General features: G+C 69.2%; 20 protein-coding genes and 1 pseudogene. 15 read left to right on the top strand and 6 right to left on the bottom strand.

The window, feature by feature from the left end:
• Positions 1-274: 274 nt before the first annotated feature.
• Together JRI60_RS42990 and JRI60_RS42985 are read left to right on the top strand one after the other, a co-directional pair.
• Positions 275-1,092, top strand: a protein-coding gene (locus JRI60_RS42990) for an IS5 family transposase (RefSeq protein WP_430384330.1) whose coding sequence is annotated in 2 segments (ribosomal slippage) — positions 275-617 and positions 617-1,092 — 819 coding nt in all. Because the reading frame shifts where the segments join, the coding sequence is not laid out codon by codon here.
• A gap of 165 nt (positions 1,093-1,257) precedes the next feature.
• Positions 1,258-2,448 (top strand): restriction endonuclease, encoded by a 1,191-nt coding sequence (locus tag JRI60_RS42985; RefSeq protein WP_204221861.1) that lies wholly within the window; start codon positions 1,258-1,260, stop codon positions 2,446-2,448.
• A 179-nt stretch (positions 2,449-2,627) separates the two neighbouring features.
• On the opposite strand, the pseudogene JRI60_RS42980 reads toward JRI60_RS42985, so the two are convergent.
• Together JRI60_RS42980 and JRI60_RS42975 are read right to left on the bottom strand one after the other, a co-directional pair.
• Positions 2,628-2,764 (bottom strand): annotated as a pseudogene (locus tag JRI60_RS42980) (IS5/IS1182 family transposase); the annotation flags it as partial.
• A gap of 195 nt (positions 2,765-2,959) precedes the next feature.
• On the bottom strand, positions 2,960-4,372 hold the full coding sequence (locus JRI60_RS42975) for a hypothetical protein (RefSeq protein WP_204221860.1): 1,413 nt from the start codon (positions 4,370-4,372) through the stop codon (positions 2,960-2,962).
• 150 nt (positions 4,373-4,522) lie between these two features.
• Here JRI60_RS42975 and JRI60_RS42970 point away from each other — a divergent pair, with 150 nt between their 5' ends.
• The gene (locus JRI60_RS42970; protein ID WP_204221859.1) at positions 4,523-6,655 is read left to right on the top strand and encodes a M3 family metallopeptidase; all 2,133 of its coding nucleotides are present in this window, start codon (positions 4,523-4,525) and stop codon (positions 6,653-6,655) included.
• Between the two features lie 12 nt (positions 6,656-6,667).
• On the opposite strand, the gene JRI60_RS42965 is transcribed toward JRI60_RS42970, so the two are convergent.
• Positions 6,668-7,090 (bottom strand): hypothetical protein, encoded by a 423-nt coding sequence (locus tag JRI60_RS42965; RefSeq protein ID WP_204221858.1) that lies wholly within the window; start codon positions 7,088-7,090, stop codon positions 6,668-6,670.
• Positions 7,091-7,183: 93 nt separating this feature from the next.
• Between JRI60_RS42965 and JRI60_RS42960 the strand changes: the two genes are divergently transcribed.
• Positions 7,184-7,738 carry a VUT family protein gene (locus JRI60_RS42960; RefSeq protein ID WP_204221857.1) on the top strand — a complete coding sequence of 185 codons (555 nt, stop codon included), beginning with the start codon at positions 7,184-7,186 and terminating at the stop codon, positions 7,736-7,738.
• Positions 7,739-7,818: 80 nt separating this feature from the next.
• On the top strand, positions 7,819-8,232 hold the full coding sequence (locus JRI60_RS42955) for a hypothetical protein (RefSeq protein ID WP_204221856.1): 414 nt from the start codon (positions 7,819-7,821) through the stop codon (positions 8,230-8,232).
• A 7-nt stretch (positions 8,233-8,239) separates the two neighbouring features.
• On the opposite strand, the gene JRI60_RS42950 is transcribed toward JRI60_RS42955, so the two are convergent.
• On the bottom strand, positions 8,240-8,947 hold the full coding sequence (locus JRI60_RS42950; protein ID WP_204221855.1) for a hypothetical protein: 708 nt from the start codon (positions 8,945-8,947) through the stop codon (positions 8,240-8,242).
• A gap of 276 nt (positions 8,948-9,223) precedes the next feature.
• Here JRI60_RS42950 and JRI60_RS42945 point away from each other — a divergent pair, with 276 nt between their 5' ends.
• The 8 genes from JRI60_RS42945 to JRI60_RS42910 all read left to right on the top strand — a co-directional run bounded on the left by JRI60_RS42945 (position 9,224) and on the right by JRI60_RS42910 (position 19,279).
• Complete coding sequence (locus JRI60_RS42945; RefSeq protein ID WP_204221854.1) at positions 9,224-9,715, top strand: hypothetical protein; 492 nt, start codon at positions 9,224-9,226, stop codon at positions 9,713-9,715.
• A gap of 36 nt (positions 9,716-9,751) precedes the next feature.
• On the top strand, positions 9,752-10,924 hold the full coding sequence (locus tag JRI60_RS42940; protein ID WP_204221853.1) for an FAD-dependent monooxygenase: 1,173 nt from the start codon (positions 9,752-9,754) through the stop codon (positions 10,922-10,924).
• A gap of 9 nt (positions 10,925-10,933) precedes the next feature.
• Positions 10,934-14,011: an aminotransferase class I/II-fold pyridoxal phosphate-dependent enzyme gene (locus JRI60_RS42935; RefSeq protein ID WP_204221852.1), complete on the top strand. Its 3,078-nt coding sequence runs from the start codon at positions 10,934-10,936 to the stop codon at positions 14,009-14,011.
• A gap of 106 nt (positions 14,012-14,117) precedes the next feature.
• The gene (locus JRI60_RS42930; protein WP_204221851.1) at positions 14,118-15,074 is read left to right on the top strand and encodes a hypothetical protein; all 957 of its coding nucleotides are present in this window, start codon (positions 14,118-14,120) and stop codon (positions 15,072-15,074) included.
• Positions 15,075-15,246: 172 nt separating this feature from the next.
• A complete protein-coding gene (locus JRI60_RS42925) occupies positions 15,247-16,242 on the top strand; it encodes a methyltransferase domain-containing protein (RefSeq protein ID WP_204221850.1) in 996 nt (331 codons plus the stop codon).
• A gap of 43 nt (positions 16,243-16,285) precedes the next feature.
• Complete coding sequence (locus JRI60_RS42920) at positions 16,286-17,077, top strand: hypothetical protein (RefSeq protein WP_239470061.1); 792 nt, start codon at positions 16,286-16,288, stop codon at positions 17,075-17,077.
• 17 nt (positions 17,078-17,094) lie between these two features.
• Positions 17,095-18,477, top strand: a complete 1,383-nt coding sequence (locus JRI60_RS42915) for a WS/DGAT/MGAT family O-acyltransferase (protein WP_204221849.1) — start codon at positions 17,095-17,097, stop codon at positions 18,475-18,477.
• 457 nt (positions 18,478-18,934) lie between these two features.
• Positions 18,935-19,279: a hypothetical protein gene (locus tag JRI60_RS42910; RefSeq protein WP_204221848.1), complete on the top strand. Its 345-nt coding sequence runs from the start codon at positions 18,935-18,937 to the stop codon at positions 19,277-19,279.
• An 11-nt stretch (positions 19,280-19,290) separates the two neighbouring features.
• Here the strand turns inward: JRI60_RS42910 and rsgA are convergent, their stop codons facing one another.
• Complete coding sequence (gene rsgA / locus JRI60_RS42905) at positions 19,291-20,346, bottom strand: ribosome small subunit-dependent GTPase A (RefSeq protein ID WP_204221847.1); 1,056 nt, start codon at positions 20,344-20,346, stop codon at positions 19,291-19,293.
• 119 nt (positions 20,347-20,465) lie between these two features.
• Here rsgA and JRI60_RS42900 point away from each other — a divergent pair, with 119 nt between their 5' ends.
• The gene (locus JRI60_RS42900; protein WP_239470060.1) at positions 20,466-24,017 is read left to right on the top strand and encodes a hypothetical protein; all 3,552 of its coding nucleotides are present in this window, start codon (positions 20,466-20,468) and stop codon (positions 24,015-24,017) included.
• 79 nt (positions 24,018-24,096) lie between these two features.
• Positions 24,097-24,942 carry an SDR family NAD(P)-dependent oxidoreductase gene (locus JRI60_RS42895; RefSeq protein ID WP_204221846.1) on the top strand — a complete coding sequence of 282 codons (846 nt, stop codon included), beginning with the start codon at positions 24,097-24,099 and terminating at the stop codon, positions 24,940-24,942.
• 3 nt (positions 24,943-24,945) lie between these two features.
• Here the strand turns inward: JRI60_RS42895 and JRI60_RS42890 are convergent, their stop codons facing one another.
• Entirely contained in the window at positions 24,946-26,364 is a 1,419-nt protein-coding gene (locus JRI60_RS42890) for a sigma-54-dependent transcriptional regulator (protein WP_204229338.1), read from the bottom strand.
• Positions 26,365-26,374 lie beyond the last annotated feature (10 nt).

Here is a 26,374-nt window from a genome sequence, read left to right as displayed (position 1 = left end):
ACGGTGCTCCGAGGGGATTTTCCTTGGAGATGTGCTTCGCCCGTAGAGGAAGTAATCCCGTAATACCATATGGGCAGTCCACGAAATTGGCTCTCTCGCACTTTGTGTGGTTCCTGAGCGCATGGGGATGGTGGCGCGATGCTGCTTAGAGCTCGTTTCAAAAATGGACCAGGGAGCCTAGGTCATCTGACCTGCCTCCCCGGGATTGTTTCATAAATGAACCGCAGAGGTATCCAGACTTCCCTCTACGTACCTGGTGCTCATCCTCGCAAGCATGAGGCGCGAACTGGTCCCGGACGAGCTGTGGGCGAGGGTGGAGCCGCTGCTGCCACGACATCGCCGCAAAGGGAGAAGAGGTCGTCCATTGCGCGACGATAGGGCGTGCCTGCGGGGCATTATCTTCGTGCTCAGGACGGGCATCGCCTGGAGAGACCTGCCAGCCGAGGTGTTCGGGTGCAGCGGGGCGACGTGCTGGAGGAGGCTGCGAAAGTGGAGCCGAGCAGGAGTCTTCGAGAAGCTCCAGCGGGTGTTGCTGAACGAGTTGGGGCACAAGGGGCTCATTGACTGGAGCCGGGCCTCGTTCGACTCCAGCAGCCTACGGGCGATAAAAGGGGGGCCCAAACAGGCCCGAATCCAACGGACAGAGGAAAGGCGGGCAGCAAGCACCACCTGGTCGTAGACCGCCGGGGCCTGCCGCTGGCCACCTTGCTGTCGGCCGCCAACGTGCACGACAAGCGCGAGGCGCTGCCGCTCCTCGACGCCATCCTCCCCATCAAGGGGCCACGAGGCAGGCCACGCAGGCGTCCGGCGAAAGGGCACGGCGACAAGGGGTACGATTATGCCGATACCCGCCGGGGATTACGGAAGCGCCACATCGTTCCCCGCATCGCCCGCCGAGGCGTGGAGTCGAAGGAGCGTTTGGGACGCCATCGCTGGGTGGTGGAGCGCTCCCTGGACTGGTTCCACCAGATGAAACGCCTGCGGATTCGCGAAGAGCGGAACCCACAGATGCACCTGGCACTCCTTCGCCTTGGCCACTGCCTCCTTCTCTATCGCGTGCTTGAGCGCCATTTACGAAATGGCCCTGAATAGGCAGGGCATGTTACCTGACCTCTCAGGTCCATTTTTGAAACGAGCTCTTACGTGCCCGTTGTCGCTGAACCACATGGGAAGCGGGAGAGTTACGAGATTGATGCAGGCTCGTTTCAAGACTACGCTGCTCTGGAGTGGCGTAGATGAGTCGGAGCGCATCGCGAAATGACCGTCCCAATAAGTGAGCTGAAAGATCTTTTTCTACAACTACTCTTGGAGGAGAATACGCAGAAGCGGGGCTATCTGTTTGAGGTATGGCTTCACGAGCTTTTTAAGTGGAGCGGCTTGAAGCCACGCAAGTCCTTCCGCAATATTGGCGAACAAATCGATGGGAGCTTGATTCTGGGCAGCGAGACGTATCTTGTCGAAGCGCGATGGCGACAGGATTCGGCTGACCTGAAAGACCTGCTCGTGCTTCATGGGAAGGTACAGGCAAAGACCAAGAGCACCCGTGGTCTCTTTGTCAGCATCGCAGGGTTTACTGAAGATGCGCGGAAAGCGTATCCTGTCGGTCGGCCCACGGCGCTCATTGGTATGGATAGAGAAGATATCTACGCCATCATAGAGCGCAAGGTTGGACTTATTGAATTGCTCAAGGCCAAGAAGAGAAGGGCAGATGAATCAAGTGACGGTTTTGTGTCTGCCAAGGATTTGTTTCCCGAACGTTTCTTGGAGAAAGCTCCTTTTTCGGCCCAGTTCACCCCTCAAATAGGCAGCCCCTTCACAATCGTCAGTGCCTTGGACTTGCTCGAAGGAGATCCTCTTCGCGAATTCCATGTGTGGTGGGATCGTGTCACTGAAGAGGACGTGACTGAATTTGCTGCGGCGATTAGCCGGTGTTCCGAAAACGAATTGTGCGATTACGTAGTTGAGCATAGGCATCTTCTAATTGAGCATCTCCGTGGAGGACATGGTCGCTACGTCATACCTGGAGCCGAACTCACGGTGGCTCCTTCAGTGGACTTCCTGATTAGCGAAAACTCAACAATGGGCCATGAGTGGTTTGTGGTTGAATTGGAAAACCCACAGCTAGATTTTGCCAGAGAATCGCACGAGGCCGCTCTTGCATCTGCTGTATCCAGGATAAGGCGCTGGCGGCGCTGGCTAAAACGCAACATCGACTTCGCGCGTCGTCCTAAGGAACACAGCGGCCTTGGGCTCACGGACATAGAAATTGATACGCCGGGTCTGGTCCTGATTGGTCGGCAAGGCAGCGAACAATATAAATGGTCAGACAAAACGACGAATACTTTGCCCAGGGGGGTAGATGTTCACACGTATGATTGGTTGTTAAAGAATCTAGCTGCAAAGGCTGGAAATCTCAACTGGGCTAGGGGCTTTCGTCATGAGCCCTGATGTCTAATGCTTGGAGGTTGCTCGATAGTGACCTCGGTGGAGCTGACTGGTTCTGGGTAGGTCTGGGCAATGACGCTCGTGAATGTGAAGGCCCCCAGGGTGGATGCCTAACCGGGTGAGTAGGCTCGACGGGGCTGGGTAGATAGAGCAGCTGTTCGGCGACAGAAGACGTCCCAGTTACCATTTGCCTTCAGCCCCTGTCACTCATGCCCGTGCGCCGCACCAACGGGATGGCGCCCGCTGCTCGTCTGTCATCCACTTCCGGGTTGTGGCAGCCCACAGGGGGCGGCGGACGCGGCGGCAGAAGAGGCTCCATCTTGTTTGGCCCTCAGATTGTCTGGCATCTTCCAGCCGTCCTGCTTTACCAGTCCCACTCTTCAGCTCCCAATCTTCTACAAAGTAAACTCCGAAGGTCCTCGCTCGTTTCCCATTGGAGAAGGGGCTATCTGGAGCCGCGCTCTGCTGCCAACATCCCAGGCTGCGAGCTTCCTGGCTGTTACCGAGATACGTTCTAAGGCGAAGCCGGCAGCGTCCAGGTGGAGGAGAAGCGGTGAGCACCGCCGGAGGTGCTGTCGAGCCAGCCGGAGATCCGCTCGCTGTTGGCCAGCAGGGGCCCCAACTCCAGTCCCACGGCGAAGATGGCGGCGAGCTCCTGCTGGGAGACCACGTCCATCAGCGATACCTGGTTCAGCCCGCGCGACAGCCGCTTCGGATCCACCGTGAAGTCCACCGCGTGGGGCAGCTTCGCGCCCTCCTGGGGCAGGCCGGTCACGAGCGACTGGGCCACCGCCTCGTCATTGCCCAGCACGAGGTGCCGGCCCTTCAACCGGACGAAGACGGAACCCCCCTGCACGTTCAGCGCATACCCGTCCTCCAACGTCCTCGCGCCGGGGAACTTCGCCAGTGGCGCGAGCGCGGCCTTCATCGCCGCGGTGTCCGTCACCTCGGCGGCGAGCGCCTGACGCGGAGCGAAGAAGCGGCCCTCGGGCGTACGGAGGTTGGGGCGAGACCTCACGCTGTCCACCACCATCAGCACGTTGCCGGTGAGGCGCTCGGCCACCGCGCGAGCCACCGCGGAGACCTGGGCCGGAGGGCAGGCGGGGCACACCTGTTGGATGCTCGCGCGCACGCCGCCCACGGCCTGGGCCACCCCGGACGGTGCCACCCGTGCCCGGGAGACGAGCATCCCCTCGGGCTTCATCGCGCCGTAGGGGCTCGTCCCCGCGGTCTGGAAGGGCGGCAGTGGAAGCTCCGTGGCGGTGCCCTCCAGCCGCAGCTCGGAGCCGCTGCCATCCACGCCCACCACCATGCCGCGCTCGGGCATGAGCACGTAGGCGACCCCGGGCAACTGCGCGAGCCGCGCGTCCGCCTTGGGCGCCTTGCTCACCAGCCGTGAGGCCTCCTTCAACAGCACCTGACCCTGCCCATCGTCGACGAAGCCTCCGCCGGAGCTCGCGAAGGCACATGCCTCCTGGCCCTTGAGGGCATAGCCGGCCTGGCCACCGGACTCGCGCGGGACGCTCACCGTGGTGACGCCTCCAGAGGTGGTGGGCTTCACCTCCGCCTTGCTCCCCGCGGACTCCAGCATCGCGGCGGCCCTCTCCTGAAAGGCCTTGGGGTCCGTCAGTCGCGTGCAGGAGATGCGGCCGGTGCTGCGCTGGGAGACGGTGATGGGGCCGGTGGGGTCGATGCCCGCACGGGTGAGGGTCTCCGGCTGGCTGGGGTCGAGCGAGAGGTAGGGGTGGAGCTCGGCGAACCAGACGACGGGCCGCATCAGGGCGGCGTTCTGTCCGGCCCGGTCCATGAAGGCGGTGACCCCCTTGAGCGCGTCCAGCCGCGGAATGTGGACGACGGTTCCCGAGGCGGTGGTGGCGCGGGGCGCGGGGGCGGCGGCGAGCGTGGTCGCGAGAACGAAGGAGAGCATGGCCACTCGTGAGAGCAGCGCGCCCGGTGACCTGTCAAGGTGAAGTGCCGTGCCATGTCCGTTCCCGTGCGTGCACTCCCGGACGCCCCGCCCGGTCTCCCCTTCGCGGTTGCTGCCAACCGCGAGCCGCTGCCCTAACGTCAGAGGGCAATGACTGCGTCTACATCCGACAATCCGCTGCTTCAGAACGAAGCGCTTCCGAAGTTCGACCGCATCCGCTCGGAGCACGTCGAGCCCGCCATCCGAGAGCTGCTGACGCGCCTGCACACCGACCTCGACGCGCTCGAGCGCGACGTGCGCCCCACGTGGGAGCAGACGGTTGCTCGCCTGTCCGCCATCACCGAGCCCATCGGCCTGGCCTGGGGCGTGGTGAACCACCTCATGGGCGTGCAGAACAGCCCGGAGCTGCGTCAGGCCCATGCCGCCGTCGAGGGCGAGGTCGTCGAGGCCTTCATGCGCATCGGCCAGAGCGAGCCCCTCTACAAGGCCCTCAAGGCGCTGCGCGAGGGGCCCGAGTGGAAGAAGCTCGACGACGCCCAGCACCGCATCGTCGAGTCCTCCATCCGTGACGCCGAGCTGTCCGGCGTGGGGCTTCAGGGCGAGGCCCGCGCGCGCTTCCAGGAGATCGAGCGCGAGCTGGCCGAGCTGTCCACCCGCTTCGCCAACAACGTCATCGACGCCAACAAGGCCTGGTCCATGACGCTCACGAAGCCCGAGGAGGTGGAGGGCCTGCCACCCAGCGCGCTCGCCGCCGCCGCCCAGGCGGCCAGGCAGGGACTGGCCGAGGGTGCCCCCGAGCCCACCCCCGAGAAGGGGCCCTGGCGCATCACCCTGGAGGCGCCCAGCTACGTGCCCTTCCTCGAGCACTCGCGCCGGCCGGACCTGCGCGAGAAGCTCTACCGCGCCTTCGTCACCCGCGCCTCCTCGGGAGACACGGACAACAACCCCCTCATCGAGCGCGTCCTCACCCTGCGCCGCGAGAAGTCCCGCCTGCTCGGTCACGGCTCGTTCGCCGAGGTGAGCCTGGCGGCGAAGATGGCCCCCGGCGTGCAGGCCGTCGAGCAGTTGCTCGGCGAGCTGCGCAAGGCCGCCCGTGCCCGCGCCAGGGATGAGCACACCGAGCTGACGGAGTACGCGCGCCGCAAGACGGGCAACGCCTCGCTCGAGCTGAAGCTGTGGGACGTGCCCTTCTGGGCCGAGCGTCTGCGCGAGGAGCGCTACGCCTATACCGACGAGGAGCTCCGGCCGTACTTCGCGATGCCTCGCGTGCTGGAGGGCCTCTTCGACACGGCCAAACGCCTCTTCGGCGTCACGGTGCGCGCCGCCGACGGCGAGGCCCCGGTGTGGGACCCGAGCGTGCGCTTCTTCCGCGTGGCGGACGAGTCGGGCAAGGACATCGCCGCCTTCTACCTGGACCCCTACAGCCGCCCGGCCACCAAGCGTGGCGGGGCGTGGATGAACGGCGCCATCGACCGCAAGCGCAAGCCCGACGGGAGCCTGCGCCTGCCGGTGGCCTACCTCGTCTGCAACGCCACGCCGCCGGTGGGCAACAAGCCCGCGCTCCTCACCTTCCGCGAGATGGAGACGCTCTTCCACGAGTTCGGCCACGGCTTGCAGCACATGCTCACCCGGGTGGACTACCCCGAGGCCGCCGGCATCAACAACGTGGAGTGGGACGCGGTGGAGCTGCCCAGCCAGTTCATGGAGAACTGGTGCTTCCACGAGGAGACGCTCTCCCGGCTCGCGCGCCACGTGGACACGGGCGCGCCGCTGCCCAAGGCCCTGCAGGACAAGATCCGCGCCGGGCGCATCTACCGCGCCGCCACGCAGACGCTGCGGCAGGTGTACTTCGCCACGCTGGACCTGGAACTGCACCACCGCTACCCCGCCGGGGACGATGACGCCCCCAGCGTCCTCGACGTGCAGCTGCGCATCGCCGCGGACAACACGGTGCTCAAGCCGCTCTCCGAGGACCGCTTCCTGTGCGGCTTCACCCACATCTTCGCGGGCGGGTACGCCGCGGGCTACTACAGCTACAAGTGGGCCGAGGTCCTCTCCGCGGATGCCTTCTCCGCCTTCGAGGAGGCGGGCCTGTCCGACGCCCAGGCCGTCGCCAACACCGGGCGGCGCTTCCGGGACACGGTGCTCGCGCTCGGCGGCAGCCGCCACCCGCTGGAGGTCTTCCAGTCCTTCCGAGGCCGCGCTCCCAGCACCCATCCGCTGCTCAAGCAGACGGGGCTGCTGGAGACGCAGGAGCTCGAGACGACGGCGCCGATGATGTAGCGCGCGCCGCCGTCAGTGCCCCTGACTGGCCTGGGTGAGCCCCGCCTCCTGGAGGCGCTCGGCCGCCCAGGCCTCCGCTTCCTCCGGCCGGGCGAAGATGGCGAAGGGGTTGGGCAGGGGCTTGAAGTACATGATGGCGCTGATCGACAGCCGGATGACGGGCGAGGTGATGATGAGGGCGCTTCCGAGCACCTGCTCGCGCAGGCGCTGGTCGTACTGCTCGAACCACTCGACCTGGCGCCAGCGCTGCTCGATGGGCACCATCCCGACCCGGCGCAGGTCGATGCAGAGGAAGAGCTTCTCGGAGCGCAGCAGGTAGTCGGCGAAGGTGCCGAGGAAGGTCTCGTGCTCCATCGCGGAGAGCACCCTCGGAAACCGCAGGTGCAGCAGGGGCCAGCGCGAGTCGTCGAAGATGGGCGGGGCCGCGTTCTTCATAAGGGGGGGCGCATTCTGACAGCGCCGGGGAAACGTGTTATGCCGCGCGCGCCCCGGATGCCAGGACATCCGTTCGTCGTGGAGCAGAAGCACATGGATCAGCGTCGAGTCGAGGGATTCATCTACTTGCTGGGCTTCGGTGCCTCGATCCCGCTCTCCAACTGGATGATTGGCCACGTGGGGGTGGTGTGTCCGGACAACGGACCCTGCCTGCTCCCCGTGGGACCTGGCATCCTGGCTCCGAGCGGGGTCCTCGTCGTCGGCATCGCCCTCGTGCTGCGCGACCTGGTGCAGCGCCGGCTGGGCAAGAACTGGACGCTGCTGGCCATCGCCGTGGGAGCGCTGCTCTCGGCGCTGCTCGCTCCGCCCCCGCTGGTCGTCGCCTCCGGGTCCGCCTTCGCCATCTCGGAGCTGGCCGACTTCGCCGTCTACACGCCGCTGCAACGGCGCGGGCTGGTGCTGGCCGTGTTCGCCAGCAGTGTGGTGGGCCTCGTCGTCGACAGCGTCCTCTTCCTCCAGCTCGCCTTTGGCGGCCTCGAATTTCTGATGGGGCAGGTGCTGGGAAAAGTGTGGATGGTGTTGCTGTCGCTGCCGCTCGTCGCCTGGCTCCGACGGAGAGACGAGCGGCTCGGCATCCAGCCGGCCTGAGACAGGCGGGTGCACGCGCCTTGCATCGTCCTCGTTCCACGACCCGTATTCACGGGCGGAGAACGAAGAGGAGGGGCGACATGCCTCGTTGGAACATGTTTCTTGGCAGTGTGGCGCTCGGGCTGATGGCCTGTGGCGCGCCCGTGGTGGGCAACGCGGTCCTGAAGACGGACCTGGACTCGTACGTGGCCGGCTCGGAGGTGGTGCTGCGGCTGCGCAACGAGTCGCTCCAGCCACTCGGCTACAACCTCTGCTACTCCACGCTGCAGCGTCACGAGGGCGCGGCCTGGGAGACGGTGCCGATCATCGACAACGAGTTCTGCCTGGCCATCCAGAACCGGTTGAATCCGGGAGAGGAGTCCACCGAGCGCCGCATCCTCCGGGAGTCCCTGGAGGAGGGCGAGTACCGCTACCTCATCGATGTGGAATGGGATGGGGAGCGGCAGGAGGTGACGTCCACCTCCTTCCACGTGGAGCGTCCGAGCACGCTCTGAGTCCCGCTCAGGAGGCGCCTTCGTCCGAGTAGCTCCGGGGGAGGTTCTCCTTCACCGCCGCCAGGGCGATGAGGTCCGCGGCCTGGCGGGCCTCGTCGGAGGAGGGCGCGGACGCGCTCGTGAAGCCCACCAGCACCGTATCCAGCGCCCGATCCATGCGCTGGGTCCGGGGGAGGCCCTGTGACTCCAACAGCCAGCCGAGGGCCTGGTGGGCGTAGCGGGACCAGCCCTCCTCGCGGCGGGTCGCCTCGACGGTGAGGTCGATGACCCGCCGCACCGCGTCCGACAGCACCGCCGCGCGGTCCGTCTCGTCCAGGGGCAGGGCCAGGGAGCGGAAGTACGTGTCGAGCGTGCACAGCCACGCATGGGCGGCGCCGAGCGCGGAGAGGATGCGCTGGATGTTGCTCTCCACGCCGACATCGGGGGGTTCGCCCTGGTTGAAGAAGCCGTGACAGCGGCAGTAGTCCCCGAGGACCTCGTTGCCGAGCTGGACGTGGGCCTCCGTGTACCAGGCCCCGGCGTGCTCGGCGAGCAGCTCGCCGACGCCTTCGAGGAGCGCCAGGCGCGTCCGCTCGTCCAGGTGCTTCGCTCCCCGGGGGATGCGGGGGACCAGGTACTCGCGCAGGCGCGCCGCGAGCTGCGCGGGATGGAAGTCATCGAGACTCTCGCGGATGGGGGTCCAGGCGCCGTCGTCCCGTTGTTTCTTCTTTCTCATGGTTCCTCCCCTCCGGAGTGGGTGGTGGTCACGGGCTCAGGGCAGCTGGGTGAAGGGCGGGTGTCATGGTGCGCACAACGCGGGCTCCATGCACGCCAGTCGCGTTGTGGCGTCACGCACCCACCATGTGTCTTCCCGTTCTCCCGGAGCACGCTGGAAAACCGATGCCTCTCCAAGCACATCTTTCCAACTTCGCCGTGTTCTGACCGCCGCCGACGTTCGTATCTCGCGTGTCGCTCTAGTCCGTGTCGCTCTCGTGGGTACAATCGCCATGTCATGGCCGCTCCATCCAAGTCAGAACTCGAGGCGTTCAACCGGCCGCTCATGACGCGAGCAGCGGTAGGCAGCCTCAAGCTGCCACCGGTGGCCAGCAATCTGGTGAGGGTGAAGCACCCCGAGCACGGCGACGAGCTCAACGCCAAGGCGCTCTGCGATGAGATCCGTCAGGCCCTGAAGCACCAGCAGGGCACCTTCTGCTTCTTCTACGACGGCATGGGGATGGTGAACGCGAGGATCGGCTACGCGAACGTATTCAAGGAGCTGGACCGTGAGCTGGCGGACCGGGTGACGGAGGTGGTGTGCGCCATCCCGGGTCCCATCCCTCGGATGATGGCCTATACGGTCGCCACGTTGTCGAGGAGCCCCTGGACCATCTTTCGCACCCTCGCGGAAGCCGAGACGCACCTGCGGATGCGAGGCTATATCGGCGTCGACATCAGCCAGCCCCTCGAGGGCGGCGTGAATGTCCGGGTGCTGCGCCGCGCCTGATCTATCGTGGGGCTCCGAAGTTCCTGGGGGGGACCCATGGAATCACACGGAGTCGTCATCGTTGGAGGAGGCATTGGTGGGCTGTGCGCCGCCATCGCGCTCCGTCAGGCTGGACTGGATGTCGCGGTGTACGAGCGGACCGCGGCCTGGCGGCACGCCGGGGCCGGGTTGTCGCTCTGGCCCAATGCGATGCGGGCGCTCGAGGCGCTGGGACTGGCGGGGGAGGTGGCCGCCCTGGGCGCTCCCTGGCGGCAGACGGTGATCCACCGCTGGGATGGCAAGGTGCTCTCCCGCCTCCCCGTCGAGGTGCTGTGCCGCGAGCTGGGACAGCCCACCCTGGTGCTGCACCGCGCGGAGCTCATGCGGGTGCTGCTCGAAGCGCTCGGGCCGGACGGTGTGTTCCCAGGCGCCGCCTGCACGGGCTTCCATCGCGAGGGCGACGGGGTGCGGATCGACTTCGCCGATGGCAGGCAGGTGCGTGGCCAGTGTCTCATCGGCGCGGATGGACTGCACTCGGTCGTGCGCCAGCAGCTGTTCCCGGACGTGCGAGTCCGGTACGGCGGCAGGACGTCCTGGCGTGGCATCGTGGACGTCACCTCCACCCCGATTCCCGAAGGGGAGCAGTTCGAGATCTACGGTCCGGGAGCGCGCTTCGGCATCTGTCACATCGGTCCGGGTGCGTCGGGCTCGAAGCGGATGTACTGGTTCCTGCTGACGGCCGCTCCCGAGGGAGGGTGTGACCCCGAGGGAGGACACAAGGAGGCGGTGCTGAGCCACGTCCGCGGATGGATGGCGCCCGTGGAGTCCCTGGTCCACGCCACGCCCGAGGCGGAGATCCTGCGCACGGACATCCACTACCTGGCGCCGCTGCCGAGCTGGGGCGACGGTCCGGTCTCGCTGCTGGGGGACGCGGCGCATGCGATGGTCACCGACATGGCCCAGGGCGCGTGCCAGGCCATCGAGGACGCGCTGGTGCTGGCCAGACGGCTGCGCGAGGACACCGACAAGGTCCGGGCGCTGCGGGCCTACGAATCGAGACGTCGACCCCGCACGGCCCACGTGGCGGAGCTGAGCCTCCGCGCGGGAGCGCTCCGGTACCTGCGCAATCCGCTGGGGCGTTGGGGGAGGGATCTCCTGATGCGGGCCCTTCCGCCCGCTGTCGCACTGAACCAGCTCCGGCCCGTGGTGGCTCACGACTTCATGGGCTAGGAGTCATCCATGGCCACCTACCCCGCGTCGCCCCGGGAAGCGTTCCAGCAGCTCCGCGCCCTGTCCGAGCAGCTCGCGGTGCCCGAGAGTCGCCCGCGCGCCCTCGCCGAGCTGCGGGAGCTGGCCGGGCTCGCCCGGGACAAGCCCGAGGGCTCGCCCCTGCGGCTCGGCTCGGTGGTGGTGGCGATGGGCTCCTCCCAGGAGCGGCTGGAGTTGCTGCTGCTGCCCTCCATCTTCTCGCCCGAGGCCTGGGCCCATACCTTCCTGGAGGGACTGCTGAAGGTCCCCCTCGACGAGTACGCCGGCAAGCGGCTGGTGGAGGTGGGCGCGGGCTCGGGGTGGGTGTGCATCGCGCTGGCCCGCTTCACCCGGCTGGCGCACGTCCTCGGGGTGGACCTCAATCCCCACTCGGCGCCCGTGGCGTGGTGCAACGCCTGGCTCAATGGGGACGAGGCGCTGGTGTCGAGGCTCTCCTTCGGGGAGAGCGACCTGCTGCGCCAGGTGTCCGGGCCGGAGCCGTGGGACTTCGTGGTGGGCTGCATCCCGCAGGTGCTGCGCGGCGAGGGTTTGCCGGCGGAGGTGTCCCAGGCGGACGAGCAGGCCCTGTACGACCTGTCCAACTACTGCGCCATCCAGAACGTCTACGAGGACCACTTCGGGCTGGGGCTCATCGCGCGGCTGCTGGACGAGGTGCCCGAGCGCCTGGCGCCGGACGGGCGGCTGCTGCTCAATCTGGCGGGGCGGCCCGGGCGGCCCATCATCGAGCGCATGTTCACCCGGCGCGGTTTCACCACCCGGGTGCGCGTGGCGCGGCGGGTGATGCAGGCGGCGGACACGGACATCCGCCCCCTGGTGGCGCTGGAGCAGCGCACGCAGCGCGAGTTCGAGTTCTTCATGGAGGCGCACAGCCCCGAGCCCCTGCGCGCCGCCACCGCGCTCGGGTGGCTGGCCGCGGGTCATCCCATCTGGCACGAGGTGGCGGTGTGGGAGGCGAGGCTCGCCCTGCCGCGCGAGACGCTCGCGTTGCGCGCCGCCCTGCGGGCCCTGGGCCTGCCCCGGTTGCAGGAGGAGCTGGACCTGGCGGCCTCCCCGCCCGAGCAGCTCGGCTTCGTGGCCGGACTGGCCGAGCGTCTGGCCCGCTCGCCCTTCCTTCCGTACGCGCACGAGTCCGGGGACCTCAGTCTGCGCCAGCTCGTGGCGCGCTACCTGGGACGCTTTTTCGAGCTGCGGCTCGCCGAGGAGGAGCTCTTCGTCGCGCCCGAGCGCGAGCAGGCGGTGTACTCGCTGCTGCTGGCCACCTGCGACGAGGGGGACGGAGTGCTCGTGTCGCACAACCTGCATGGCGTGTACGCGCCGGTGCTGGCCAAGGCGGGAGTGCACGTCACCGTCACGCACAACACGCTGGGGGAGATCCGCCGGCTGCTGGGTGCCTTCGACGTGAAGGTGGTGTTGCTGTCGGTGGAGCCCGGGGAGCGCGCCAACATGGCGGAGCTGCGGGACATCCTCGCGGAGGCGGAGCGGCGGGGCATCCTGGTGGTGCTCGACGAGAGCCCCTTCTTCAACATCACCGCCGAGGTGGAGCCGCGCACGCTCTTCGAGTTCCTCGCGCGCGAGCCGCACACCTCGCACCTGGTGGTGCTGTACGGGCTCATCAAGAACGCCGTCTTCCCGGACTGGGAGCTGACGCTGCTGCTGCCGGTGCCGGCGCGCCTGCGGGAGGACCTGGAGGTGGCGGCGGAGGTGACGTACTCGCGCATCAGCACGCTGGTGCAGTGGTTCTACGAGCGCACCTTCGCGGAGCTGCTCACCTTCCGCATCGCCTTCGCGGAGCCGAGGCCCCCGCCCGCGCGCCCGGAGTCGAAGGTGCCCCTGCCGCGCTCGAAGCGCATCGCGCGGCTGGCGGGCTTCCCGGCCTTCGCGCCCAAGGTGTTCCGCGGGGACGACCCGGAGCTCATCCGCCTGGACTACGGGGAGAACGAGTACCCCCTGCCGCAACCGTTGATGGAGGGGCTGGTGGCGGCGTGCGCGGCGCCGCGCGACTCGGGGACGCAGCACGGGCTCGCGGAGTCGGTGGCGGCCTTCCTGCTGGAGACGCGGGGCGTGCGCTACTCGCCCGAGGAGGTATTGCTCGCGCCCGGGGTGTGGCCGCTGGTGCACCACCTGGGCGTGGCGCTGCGGCGGATGTTGGGACGTGCTCCGCGCGTCTTCGTGGCCACCCCTTGCTACGGCGTGTTGCGGCCCGCGTGGGGGGCCGCCGGGGCCGAGGTGGACCTGGCGCCCCTGTCCGCCCTCCAGGCGCGGCGGGGGCCGAGCGCTCCGGACGTGGTCGTCATCTCGCAGCCCTCCAACCCCGCCGGGTACTACCTGTCCCACGAGGAACTGGTGGGGCTGGCCGCGTACGTGGTGGAGCAACGCTGCCTGCTCGTCTCGGATGAAATCTTCGGACTGGTGAACCTCACCAACCCGACGGCGGAGACGGTGCAGGGTCCGGTGGGGCTGGAGGCGACGGTGCCGGGCATCGGCGCGCGGACGGTGGTGCTCGGGGGCCTGTCGAAGGAGTTCGCGGCGGGCGGCCTGCGCGTGGGGTGGATGGCGACACGGGACCGGGCGCTCGCGGCGGCGGTGCGGGAGAGCGCGCCGGGCGCATTGCACCTGGCCACGGCGCGGGCGGCCTCGCGTCTCTACGCGGCCTATGCGCGCAGCCCCGAGGGGAAGCTGCTCTACCCGGAGCGGCACCGGGCCCTGCGCGAGTTCCTCGCGCGCATGCGGAGGGACCTCGCGGAGAAGCGGGAGCTCATCGCCGAGGCGCTGCCGGAGGACGGGCGGGTCGAGACGGTGGAGGCCGGGGGCCTCTTCCTGGCGCCGAGGGTGACCTCCTGGCTGGGACGGGAGGTGGGTGGAAAACGGCTCACCGTGGAGAACCTGCCGGCGGTGGTGTACGCGCGCACGCACGTGGTGGTGAATGGCGGGGACTGGTGTGGAGACCCGGCGCGGATGCGCGTGGTCTTCTCCATTCCCCGCGAGAAGCTGCTGAAGGCACGGGAGCGGTTGCTCGCCTTCGCGGCCGACCTGCGAGATCCGGAGTAGGAGCGGCTCCTCCGTCTTTCCGCCATGCAACCCGTCAGGTGGGGCGCGCCCGTGGTAAAATCCGGTGAAAGCCAGCTGGCGCCATGCGCGGCCGAGGGACGGACACATGCCCATCACATCCCTGAATGCCAACTTCACCAACATCCAGGCGTTCGTGGATAGCTGCTTCAACGTGGGTGTCCGGGGGGTCGCCGCCCTCAACGCCGCGATCGGTGCGGGTCAATTCATCGCGGACTTCACCAACGGAGAGAGCGAGCAGATCCTCGACTGCCTCGTCGCGACCTGGCGCTACGCCGAAGACCGCAAGATGAACCTGTTCCACAATCGCTGCCCGGAGAGCGATCGCACGTTCATCCACTTCCTGGCCTCGTACATCCGCCAGCGGCAGCTCGTCCTCTACATGCCCCTCTTCATCGCCGATGGGATGTACGGGGGGACCGTCCCCCGGTACCGGTTGATGAGGTACAGCACCGTGGCGCTGCGTGCCAACAACGCCTGGGATTACGAGGCCGTGCGGCAGTTCCTGCGCTACTTCCTCTTCGGCGCGCACATCGTCGTCGTGGACAGCGCGCTGACGGCGAACCAACGGCTGCAGGGCGAGTTCCAGACCGCGTGCGCCGGTCATTTCAAGGGCGGGGCGAGTAACTCCCACTATGCCTCGGTCGTGAGCACCAACGGTCTGGCCTATCCCAACACCGTCGTCACGGATCGGGCGCCCAATCCCTGTCCGTTCATCTGTTCCTTGCTGGTGGGGACGACCAGCCGCGAGCCGTACTGCTCCTTCTTCCAGCTCGAGGGTTGGCCGACCACGGACCAGACGACCCTCTATGATGCGGCCTGGGCCCGGCAATCCCGTCACATGCAGGACTACGACACGCACAACCGGACCAAGTGGAACATCTCCACCTACGGGGCCTGCGCCTACAGTGAGAAGCGCGGGACCGCCATCTTCCTGGCTCCGGCCAACTGGAATCCTCGGCCCCGGGCGGATGCGATCATGCCCTCCTTCCGCGGAGCGGAGGTGCGCCAGGGGTGGCTCAACACCAACCTCGTGCGGATTTGAGCTTCCGCGAAAATCTGTCGCGGCGCGTCAGTGTTCATCGGCGAAACCTCTCGACGTCCTTGGGCTGACGTCGGAGGCCCTGCCCCTTCCTGACTCCGTGCATTCCAGGTATCCCGGGGTTCCGGTCTGGTGAGGATCGGGAATCCGGCGCCGCGCGCCGTGGGGGGATGTCATGGCGAACCTGAGGAATCTGCCGCGTCAGGCCCTGGGGGATCTGCAATCGAGACTGCGTCACCTGCCATTGGTGGGGACGCTGCGAAACATGCTCGTGAGCGCGCCACCGGAGCTGTCGAGCCCGGTCCCCCGGGACTCGGGCCTGGTGGACGCGGAGCGGGTGGAGGCGTACCGGCGCGCCATCGAGCGCTACGTGAAGCCCGGCCACGTGGTGGTGGACGTGGGCACGGGCAACGGCCTGCGGGCCTTCCTCGCGGCGAAGCGCGGTCCTCGGAGGCTGTACGCGGTGGACGCCTCGCGCAACCTGGACACGGCGCGCTGGGTGGCCCGGCGCAACGGGCTTTCCGACATCGAGTTCGTGCGCGCGGACAGCTCGCGTTTCCAGCCCTCGGAGAAGGCGGACGTCCTGCTGCACGACCAGGTGGGGGACGCGCTCTTCGACACGGGGCTGGTGCCCCGGCTGTTGAACCTGCGCGACCGGGTGCTGGCGCGCGGCGGCCGCATCCTGCCCAACCGCTTCGAGGTCTTCTTCGAGCCGGTGCAACTGCGCGAGGAGGCGCGCCTGCCCTTCATCTGGAACCAGCGTCTGCCCAGCGTGGACTTCAGCTGCCTGCAGGTGCTGCGGGACACGATGGACCCCGCGTACTTCACCCGCTTCATCCGGCCCCAGGACGTGGAGCGGTCGCTGTGCGATCCGGAGCCCGCCTTCGCCCTCGACCTGGAGACGCTGCGGGCCGGCGCGCTGCCGCAGCGCCTGCGCCTGTCCCGGCCGGTGGTGCGCGAGGGGCGCATGGACGGCCTGTGCCTCTTCTACCGGTCCCGCTTCGACTCGGAGCTGTCCTTCGACACCTTCCCCGAGCGCCAGCGGGCATGTACGCCAGTGCTACTGCTGCGGATGGATCCGCGGGACTTTGCCCGCTACGAGACGATTCACGTGGAGCTCTCGTTGCCGGAGCTGTCGGACATCACCACATGGCGGTGGAGCTTCCAGTGAGGGTAACCACCTGCGTGTCTCCAGCCTCGTTCCGCTCCTCCTGTTGCTGAGCCTGCCCGCCGGGGCGCAGTCGCCCGAGGGCGGCCAGCCGGCCGCGAGCAAGCCGCGCACCCTGGCCGGTCGGTGTGGCTCGGCCAACTGGGTCTGCGTGTCCCGGTGCATCGACGTGACATGCGTGGACCGCTGCCTGGCCAAGGGGTGCGAGGAGGCGTTGAAGTCGCTCGAACAGTGCGCCGAGAAGTCCGGCTGCGGCCCGGATGATTCGGCCTGCGTGGCCCGCGCCTGCGAGTCGCAGTGCGGACGCACCTTCGAGCCCGCGCCGCCCAGCCCCGAGAAGGAGGCCACGGATCCGTGCGCGGACGCCTCGGTGGGCTCGGGAAAGGTGCCCGAGGAGGTGGTGGGCCGTTGGACGCTGGAGGCGGCGAGCCTGCGGCCGAGCGAGAGGGCCCGGGTCATCGGTGGCGAGAGCGCGGAGGACGTGAACCCTCGTCCGGACTACGAGCGCTGGCTGGAGGTGACGCCCCAGGGCTGTTTCGTCCTGAGCACGAAGCTGGAGGACGCCACGCTGGGCAAGGGCAACGAGCTGCAGGTCCGCTCCTGGGGCGCCTTCCAGGTGGACGAGAAGAAGGACACGTTGGACCTGAAGACGAAGGCGGGCCAGGCGGTGGGGACGGTGTGTGGCAAGCCCCGCGTCATCGGCCTGTCGAAACAGCGCTTCGGGCCAGGGCGTCCCTACAAATATGATGTGGAGGGGGACACGCTGACGCTCACGGCGCAGACGCCCTCCAAGCAGACGTTCCAGTTCCGCCGGCAGAAGCCGGAAGAGACCAGGTAGGAAGAGTGTCCGAGCGGATGTCCCATGTGGACGCGGCGTGGCTCCAGATGGAGGAGTCCACGAGCCTGATGGTCATCACGGCGGTGCTCTGGTTCGACGAGCCCGTGGACTGGCAGCGGCTGACGGAGGTGGTGCGCGAGCGGCTGGTGGAGCGCTACCCGCGCTTCCGGCAGCGCGTGGTGACGGGAGGCGTGCTGGGGGCGCCCCGCTGGGAGGATGACCCGGGCTTCCGGCTGGAGGCGCACCTGCGGCACACGGAGCTGCGGGCGCCCGGAGACCGCGCCGCGCTGGAGGCGCTGGTGGGCGCGTCCATGAGCACGCCCCTGGATTTCTCGCGGCCGCTCTGGGAGCTGCACCTCATCCAAGGGTACGAGGAGGGGGGCGCGCTGCTGATGCGCGTGCACCACTGCATCGCGGACGGCATCTCGCTGGCGAGGGTGCTGCTGTCGCTGACGGACGAGCGCGCGGGCGGTGGCCCGGAGTCCGCGGGGGTCGAGGCGGAGGAGACGCCGGGGGCGCTGGCGCGGCTGCTGCGGGGTGCGCGGACGGTGGTGGGCTCGACACGGTCGGCTTGGAAGCGGGGCTCGGAGCTGCTGGCCGAGCCCATCCAGCTCATGGACATGGCGGTGGAGGGGGCCCGAGGGGCCTCGGCGCTGAGCAGGCTGCTGACGCTGACGCAGGACCCACCATCCCCCTTCAAGGGAGCGCTCGGAGCGGAGAAGCGGGTGGCCTGGTCCCAGCCGGTTCCGGTGGGGAAGCTGAGGGAGATCGGCCACTGCACCGGGAGCACGGTGAACGACGTGGTGATGGCGGTGGTGGCGGGCACGCTGCGCCGCTACGTGGAGGCGCGGGGGCAATCGCCGGAGGACCTGCGGGCGGTGGTGCCGGTGAACCTGCGGCCGATGAACGAGCCCATCCCTCGCGAGCTGGGCAACCGGTTCGGCATGGTGTTCCTGCCCCTGCCGCTCGGGGTGGAGGCGCCGGTGGAGCGGCTCTGGGAGCTGAAGCGGCGGATGGACAGGCTGAAGCGCTCGCCGGAAGCGGCGGTGATGTTCGGGATGCTGACGGCGGCGGGGATGGCGCCGGCGCCGGTGGAGCGGGCGGCGGTGGAGGTGATGCGGAGGAAGGCCTCGCTGGTGATGACGAACGTGCCGGGGCCCAGGCGGCCGGTGTACCTGGCGGGGGCGAGGCTGGCGGGAGTGATGTTCTGGGTTCCCATGGCGGCGCGGCTGGGGGTGGGCCTGAGCATCTTCAGCTACTCGGGCCATGTGACGCTGGGCGTGGCGGCGGACGCGGGCCTGGTGCCCGAGCCGCGGGAGCTCATCGCGGACTTCGAGGCGGAGCTCGAATCCCTGGCAGAGGCGGTGAGGGCGATGGGACATTCCCCTCCCCTGCACTGAGCCCTCTTCCCCCGAGAAGGCGAGCCGGAGAAAAAGTCCGCTCACAAACGCCGGCCTTCACGTCTTTCCTCATGGATGACTCTCCTGAGGACGATGGCCATGCCATGCAAGCAACAGAGAGCTGATGCGGGTCGTCGCCACGGCAGGATGTTCGACGACCTGCTCGGTGTCGCGGGCGGCGCGGGAGGTGGTATCTCTCTCTCGCTTGCCTGCTTCGACATCGCCCAGGCCCACCACCGTCGCCGTTGATCTCGCGGCCGGGTGGCTGTCGGCTCTCCCTCGTCTCCCATTCCCATCTCGGGACAGTGCCCGGCTGACTTCAGCCCGAGGCACACGTCCCTGATTCGCTCTCCCTTCCGTTGGGAGCATGGGCATCGGTGCACGTGCGTGGACCTGGGGCGGTGCGAAGACGCAGTCGCGACTTCCCCCCCCACTTCCCCGACACAAGGAGGGTTCCATGCCCCCCGATACCTATGCACGTATCGCCAATGCCCTCGCGTCCCGGAGGGTGAGAACCACGGCGGTGGCCCTGCTGGTCGCCGGTTCGCTCGTCGTCAACGCCGCGCCTCCCGAGCGATTCCAGACGGCGGTCATCGGTGGCTCGACCGGCTTCTCACTCCTGTTCGCCTGGCTGTTCTTCCACAGGGGGATTCCCCAACTCCCGCGGAAGCAGCGGGGACCCGTCATCCTCGTGGTGCTCGTGGTGCTGTCCCTGCTGCTGGTCGTCCAGGCGCGAGCCGTGCTGGCCCTGGCGGCCGAGGTGCTCCGGGACCAGGCCCTGTACGCCCGGAGCGCCCGATGAAGAGGGCGCGTTCACCTCCCGCGCTTCTTCTGGGCTTCAGCGGAAGAGCGCGGGGGGCGCTTCGTCTGCGTATCGCGCTGGCGCTCCTGGCGGGCCACTTCCTGGTGGAGCTTGTGGAAGCTCTCCAGGCGCTCCGGGGCGAGCTTCCCCTCGCGCACCGCCTCCCGGACGGCGCAGCCGGGCTCCTTCTCGTGGCGGCAGTCGCTGAAGCGGCACCCGGCCGCCAGCTCCTCGATGTCCACGAAGGTGGTGCGCACGCCCTCCTCGTTCTCCATCAGCCCGAGCTCGCGCATGCCCGGCGTGTCGATGACGAGGCCTCCCTGGGGCAGCAGGAACAGCTCCCGGTGGGTGGTGGTGTGCCGCCCCTTGTCGTCCTCGCGCACCTCGCCCACCACCTGGCGCGTGGAGCCCAGCAGGCGGTTGATGAGCGTGGACTTGCCCACCCCGGACGAGCCGATGAGCGCCACCGTCCGGTTGCCGCCGATGTAGCGCCAGAGCACGTCCAGCCCCTCGCCGGTGACGCTGCTGACGACGTGCAGGGGCACGCCCGGGGCCAGGGTGGCGATGTTCTCGCGCGTCGCGGCCACGTCCTCGCAGAGGTCGGCCTTGGTGAGGACCAGCACGGGCGAGGCCCCGCTGTCCCCGGCGAGCGCCAGGTAGCGCTCGAGCCGCCGCGGGTTGAGGTCGCGCGTCAGCGCGGAGACGATGAAGACCACGTCCACGTTGGCCGCCACCACCTGCTCCTCGTCGGTCCGGCCAGCGGCCTTGCGAGCGAGCTGGGTGCGACGGGGAAGCACGGCCTGGATGAGGGAGGTGCCTTCCTGGAGGCGGGGCTCGAAGGTCACCCAGTCTCCGACGACCGGGCGCACGGACTCTCCCTTGCGGATGGCCATGCGCAGCCGGCCCGGCACGGTGGCGCGCAGATCCCCACGCGCCGAGTACAGCACGTACTCCACCCCATAGTCGGCGCCGATGCGCGCCGGCTCCTCGCCCTCGCTCGCCCGGGAGCGCCAGGCCTCCTGGTAGGAAGGTCCCCAGCCGAGCTTCTCCAAGGCCTGCTCATCCATGCTCAGTGCTCATTCGGTGCCCAGACTATGCCCATCTTGGCGGGGTTGGGGTAGGGCGCGCGCGTGTCAGGTGGGATTGGACGCGGCGTCCGTCGCCCGGGCATCCTCCCAGACACCCCATGAACCTCTCCGACCTTCGCAGTGAGCTCTCCGCCTCCCACCACGATGGCCGCGTGAAGCGCATGGTCGAGCTGGGCCAACGCGCGCGGGATGATGCCCGCGTGCGCGCCCAGCTCGACGAGATGTCGCGAGGCGACACCTTCGAGCGGCGTCTGGCCCTGGTGGCCCAGTACTCCTGGCGGGAGGGAGGGCGGGTGCTCCACGCCACCTCCGATGAGTCCCGCCTCGTGCGCTCCCTGGCGTTCCGGCTGGTGGCCCTGGCCTGCGATGACGTGCAGGCCCTCGAGGCCCTGCGGATGGCCTACGCCATGCGCCGTGACGAGGCGCTGCTGCGCTCCCTGGTCCAGGAGGAGCGCCGCGCCGTCATCGACCAGTACCTCGACTGGCTGGCCACCCGCCCCGGCGTCCACTCCTTCGCGGACGTGGTCCCCCTGGGCTCTCCGGAGGGCCTGCGCCGCTACCTCGCCCGCGCGCTGGAGAAGCCGAGCGTGCGCTTCTGGTCGCGTCTGGCCCGGTACTACCCCGACACGCTCGGGGCGGTGCTCGCCGAGCGTCTGCGCGCCGTGCCCGGCGAGGCGGACCCGGTGACGCGGCAACTGGTGGACTGGAGCCTCGAGCGCATCGCGGAGTTCGTGCCCGACCGGGCGCTGGAGCTCTTCGAACTGCTCCTGTCCCGGCGCATCCACCCCTACCCGGGCGCCTGGCAGTTCCTGGTGAAGCAGAGGCCGTCGGAGGTGATGGCGCTCCTCCAGCGCCATGCGCTCGAGGTTCCCTCGGCGCTGTTCTCCCGCGTCGCGCACCGGCTCGACGAGGCGTCGCTCGGGTGGCTCGTCCGGCGCGATCCCTTCGCGTTGGGGGATGCCGACAAGCTGCTCGAGAAGCTGTCCGAGTCCCAGCGCCAGGCCGTCACCGAGGCCTGGTGCGCGGCCGTGGACGCCGGGCCGGCCTGGGGCACCGCGCTGTTCGAGCGCATCTCCGAGCCCGCCACGCGCGACCGCGTCTTCACCCGGTGGAGCATCGCCCAGCGCAACGCGAACGGCGTCATCGCGGTCCACGTGCTGGCGAAGCTGCCGGCGGAGCTCCAGGAGCGCGAGGCGCGGCGGCACCTGCACGAGGTGGTGGCGCTGGGCACCCGCCCGACGGAGCGCATGCCCTACGCGCGCTTCCTGCCCTGGGACGAGGCGCTCTCCGCGCTGCAGAGCTACATCGGCCACCCCGAGGGCGAGATGCGGGGCGCGGCGCTCGCCACGGTGCTGGCCATCCCGGGCTTCCGGCCCGCCGAGACGGCCCTGGTGGACAAGGCCATCGCCCTGGTGCTCGCGCGCAAGAACGAGCAGGACCCCGTGCGCATGGCGATGTTGCAGACGCTCGCCCGGTGGCCCCGCCGCGTCTGGCGCCGGGAGCACACCGAGTCCATCGGCCGGATGCTGCGCGATGCGCTCGACGCCGCCGACCTGTCGCACGCCACCGCGAGCGCGGCCGAGACCCTGCTGCTGCGCACCTTCCGCCTCGATCCGGTGTGGGGGGCGAAGTGGCTCGGGACGCTGCTCAAGGAGCGCGGCTCCATCCAGGACGCCCGGCTCGGCGTCCACCTGTCGGATGACGACGTCCGCGCGGCGGCGCCCCACCTGCTCGCGGTGGCTCGCATCTGGGCGGAGCGCGAGCGCGGGCGGCCCCTGCTGGAGCTCGCGCGGAGCCTGGGCGAGCGGGCGAAGCTGGCACCGGGGCTGTGCGAGCTGTTCGCGACCGTGCGTGACGAGGCCCCGTGGTCGAACCTGGCGCTGACCCTTGCCCAGTGGGCCTCCCGCAACGATCGGGAGCGCTTCGAGTCTGCGCTCGGCGGGATGCTCCGCCGTTGGTACGACCACGGGTGGTTCAACGAGGTCCTCGCGTTGGTCGCCTCGGAGAAGGCGGAGGACGCGCTCCACCCGGAGCTCCTCGCCGCGTTGGAGCGGGTGGTGGTGCGGTCCCTTCAGCTCAACAACGGCCTCGTCCGCTGGGCCCTGGAGCTGCTCCAGCACCGGGCCATCCGGGACTTCGACCGGCTGCTGCCCGAGCTGCTGGCGCGGGACGAGAGCATCGTGTGCCTGCCGGTGGTGCACCTCCACCTGCACCGGCGGAGGCAGGACCTGCTCGGGCCCTTCCTGGGAGACCGGGTCATCACCGGGCACTACGCGACGGGCAAGACGCGCTGGCTGCTGCCCTTCCATGGCGGCTTCTTCCGGTGGACGCCCGCGCAGAACACGACGTACTCGCGCTCGCTCGCGGCCCTGTGCGCGGACACGGATCGGGATACCCCCACCGTGCTCTGGGCGGTGTCCCTGCTCGCGGCGCTCGACTACGCGCCCATGGACTACCTGTGCTCGCTGGCGGAGGACTCGCGTGCCGCCGTGCAGGAGAAGGCCCTGCGCGTGATGGCCCGCTGCGACCAGGGCCAGGGCGTCCCCACGCTGCTGGGCTGCCTGGGGGATGCCCGCGCGCGCATCGCCATCTACGGCCTGCGCCGCGCGTTCGCCGGCATGCCTCCGGCGCGGGTGGCCGCCCTGCTCGCGGAAGCGCCGATGACGAAGGTCACCGTGGCCAAGGAGATCGTCCGGCTGCTGGGAGAGCTGCGCTCGGACGCCGCCTACGAGCGGTTGATCGCCCTGGATGCCACGCCGCTCCACCGGGACGTGCGCATCGCCATGCTGCGCGCGCTGTGGGACCACCTCGATCGCGAGCCGACGTGGGGCGTCTTCGAGCGCGCCGTGAGCGGCACGGACCAGGTCATGGCCTCGCGGGTGGGCGACATCCCCCCGGACCGGCTCACCGACGCGACGGATCGGAAGCTATCGGCGCTGCTGGGGCGGGTGCTCCAGCGGCCGGAAGCCGAGGCCCGCATCGATCTGCTCGAGCGCTCGGCGCGGCTGGCCGTGCGGGACGTGGAGCGGACGTTCCTGTCGGCCTGCGGCGCGCGGCTGGGCTCGCGGTACGACGACGAGGTGCGCGCTGCGATGGGGGCCCTGCTGCACCGCTCGGACGAGCACGACATGGAGCGGCTGGAGGGGATGCTCGCCGCCGTGGTGGGGGACCGCCGCGCGCTGAGCGTGGCGCTGGAGGTGCTGCTGGCGCTGCCGGTGAAGCGGCGCGCGGTGTACGTCCAGGCGGCGGACGCGGCGGTGCGGGCGCTGGCGCATGAGCCCCGGCTCGCCTCTCTGCGCGTGCGTTGCGCGGCCGCCGCCATGGAGCCCGCGGCGTTCGCGGAGTGGCTGGTGGAACTGGGCGAGGCGGGTCTGCTGAACGCGGACGCGCTGGAGACGTGCCGGAGCGTGGTGGACGCGTTGCCCGAGGAGGCTCTCGAGCCCGTGGAGACCCGGCTGCGGGCGAGCCGGAGCGAGGAGGCGCGGCGCGTCGCCGTGTGGTGCCTGGTGCGCGACGCGAGGACCGGACGCGGATGGACGCCGGAGCGGCTGGCACGGCTCACCGCGTCACAGGCGGATGTTTCACCGCTGGTATCGGGGGCCGCGCAGCTCGTGTTTCCGCCCCGGGAGATGGTCGAGCAGGGCCGCTGACGCTCCGGGTGCATCCGGTTGACTCCGGTCGCGGCCGCGCGCCAGCGTGGACGGGCAATCGTCAAACGGGAGGGGCATCATGGGCAGGCTCGATGGAAAGGTCGCGATCATCACCGGGGCCACGATGGACGAAGCAGGCGGGGTCGGCATTGGAGGAGCGACCGCGCAGTTGATGGCCCGCGAGGGAGCGCGGGTCGTCGTCGCGGACATCCACGGTGAGGGGGCCCGGCGGCTGGCCGGGTCCATCACCCGGAGCGGCGGCCAGTCCCTGGCGGTGGAGGTCGACGTCTCGAAGGAGAGCGACATCCTGAAGATGGTGGCCGCGGCCGTCGACACGTACGGCGGCCTGGACATCCTCCACAACAACGCCGTGGCGTCGGGCCCGGACGCGCTGGGCAAGGATGGGGACCTGCTGTCGCTCGAACTCTCCGCCTGGGAGCGCTCGCTGCAGGTGAACCTGACGGGCGTGATGCTGGGCTGCAAGCACGCCATTCCGCACATGATGAAGCGCGGGCGCGGGGCCATCGTGAACACGTCCTCCGCCGCGAGCCTGCACGGTGACGTGGTGCGCGCCGCCTATGGCACCACCAAGGCGGGCCTCAACTCGCTCACCCAGTACGTGGCGACCATGTACGGCAAGCAGGGCATCCGCTGCAACGCCGTGGCGCTGGGGCTGGTGCTGACGGCGGCGGTGCGCTCGGCCATCACTCCCGAAATCCTGGAGTCGCTCAAGCGCCACCACCTCACGCCCTACGTGGGCGAGCCCGAGCACGCCGCCGAGGCCGTCGTCTTCCTCGCGTCGGACGCGGCGGCCTTCATCACCGGGGAGACCCTGGTGGTGGACGGTGGATTCTCCTGCCATGTGCCCGCCTTCGCGGACTACCAGGCCATGGCCACGGCGCCCATCGTCGCGACGAAGGACTGAGGCTCACACCAGCCCGTGCTCCTCGAGCTTGTTGTAGAGGGTGCGCCGGCTGATGCCGAGCAGGCGCGCGGCGAGGGTGCGGTTGTCTCCCGCGCGCTTCAGGGCATCCACCAGGGCCTGCCGCTCCATCTCCTTGCGCTGGGACTCCAGGGTGCGCCCTTCGCCGCCAGCGGGGGCTCCCATCGTGGGGAGCGCCGGAGCACTGGGCGCGGGGCTCGCCGCCGTGGGGGCCGGGGCGACGGGGACGATGCCGGGTTGCCGCGCGACCTCGCGGTTCACGTCGTCCCCGGTGATGATGGGCCCGTCGGAGAGCACCACCAGACGCTCGATGAAGTTCTGGAGCTGGCGCACGTTGCCGGGCCACGGCTGGGCCTGGAGGGCGGCGAGTCCCTCCGGCGTCAGGGTGAAGGGCGGCTTGCCGTTGGCCTTCGCGTGCACGTCGAGGAAGTGCAGCACCAGGGGCTGGATGTCCTCGGGCCGCGCGCGCAGCGGGGGCAGCCACACCGGCACCACGTTGAGCCGGTAGAAGAGGTCCTCGCGGAACTCGCCCTTGCGCACCATCTCCTCGAGGTTGCGGTGCGTGGCCGCCACGAAGCGCACGTCCACCTTCAGCGTCTGCGTGCCGCCGAGCCGCTCGAACTCGCGCTCCTGCAGCAGCCGCAGCAGCTTCACCTGCACCTGGAGGGTGATGTCGCCAATCTCGTCGAGGAAGAGGGTGCCCCCATGGGCCAGCTCCACGCGGCCCGGCTTGCGGGTGGCCGCGCCGGTGAAGGCGCCCTTCTCGTAGCCGAACAGCTCGCTCTCCAGCAGCGTGTCCGGCAGCGCGGCGCAGTGCAGCTTCACGAAGGGGCCGCTGTGCCGGGGGCTCGTGTCGTGCACCGCCTTGGCGGCCAGCTCCTTGCCCGTGCCGGACTCGCCGCGCAGCAGCACCGTGGCCGTGCCCGTGGCCGCCCGCGACAGCAGCGCCTGCACCTCGGACATGGCGGAGCTGCGCCCCACGAAGCCACTGGCCTCCTTCGCGATCGGACGCACCCCCTCCTGCTGCTGCGCGCGCAGCAGCGCCTTGCGGATGCTGAAGAGGATTTCTTCCCGGTCGAAGGGCTTGAGGGCGAAGTCCGCGGCACCGGCCTTCATGGCCTCCACCGCCAGCGGCACCGTGCCGTGCGCGGTGAGGAGGATGACGGGCACGTCCGGCCAGGAGCGCCCTACCTCGGCGAGCAGCTCCATGCCGCCCATGCCGGGCATGCGCACGTCGCTCACCACCACGTCGATGGGCTTGCGGCCCAGCAGGGCAAGCGCCTCCTGTCCATTGGAGGCCGTGTGCACGGTGAGCCCCGCCTGGCCCAGCAGCGCGCCGAGCACCTTGGCCACGGCGGGGTCGTCATCCACCAGCAACACACTTCCCTTCAGCAACTCGGCCACGGTGTTCCTC

It is taken from the genome of Archangium violaceum (assembly GCF_016887565.1).
GTDB classification, from domain to species: domain Bacteria; phylum Myxococcota; class Myxococcia; order Myxococcales; family Myxococcaceae; genus Archangium; species Archangium violaceum_B.
The sequence above is the reverse complement of the archived record's forward strand: the minus strand, read 5'-3'. Positions and strand labels throughout refer to the sequence as shown.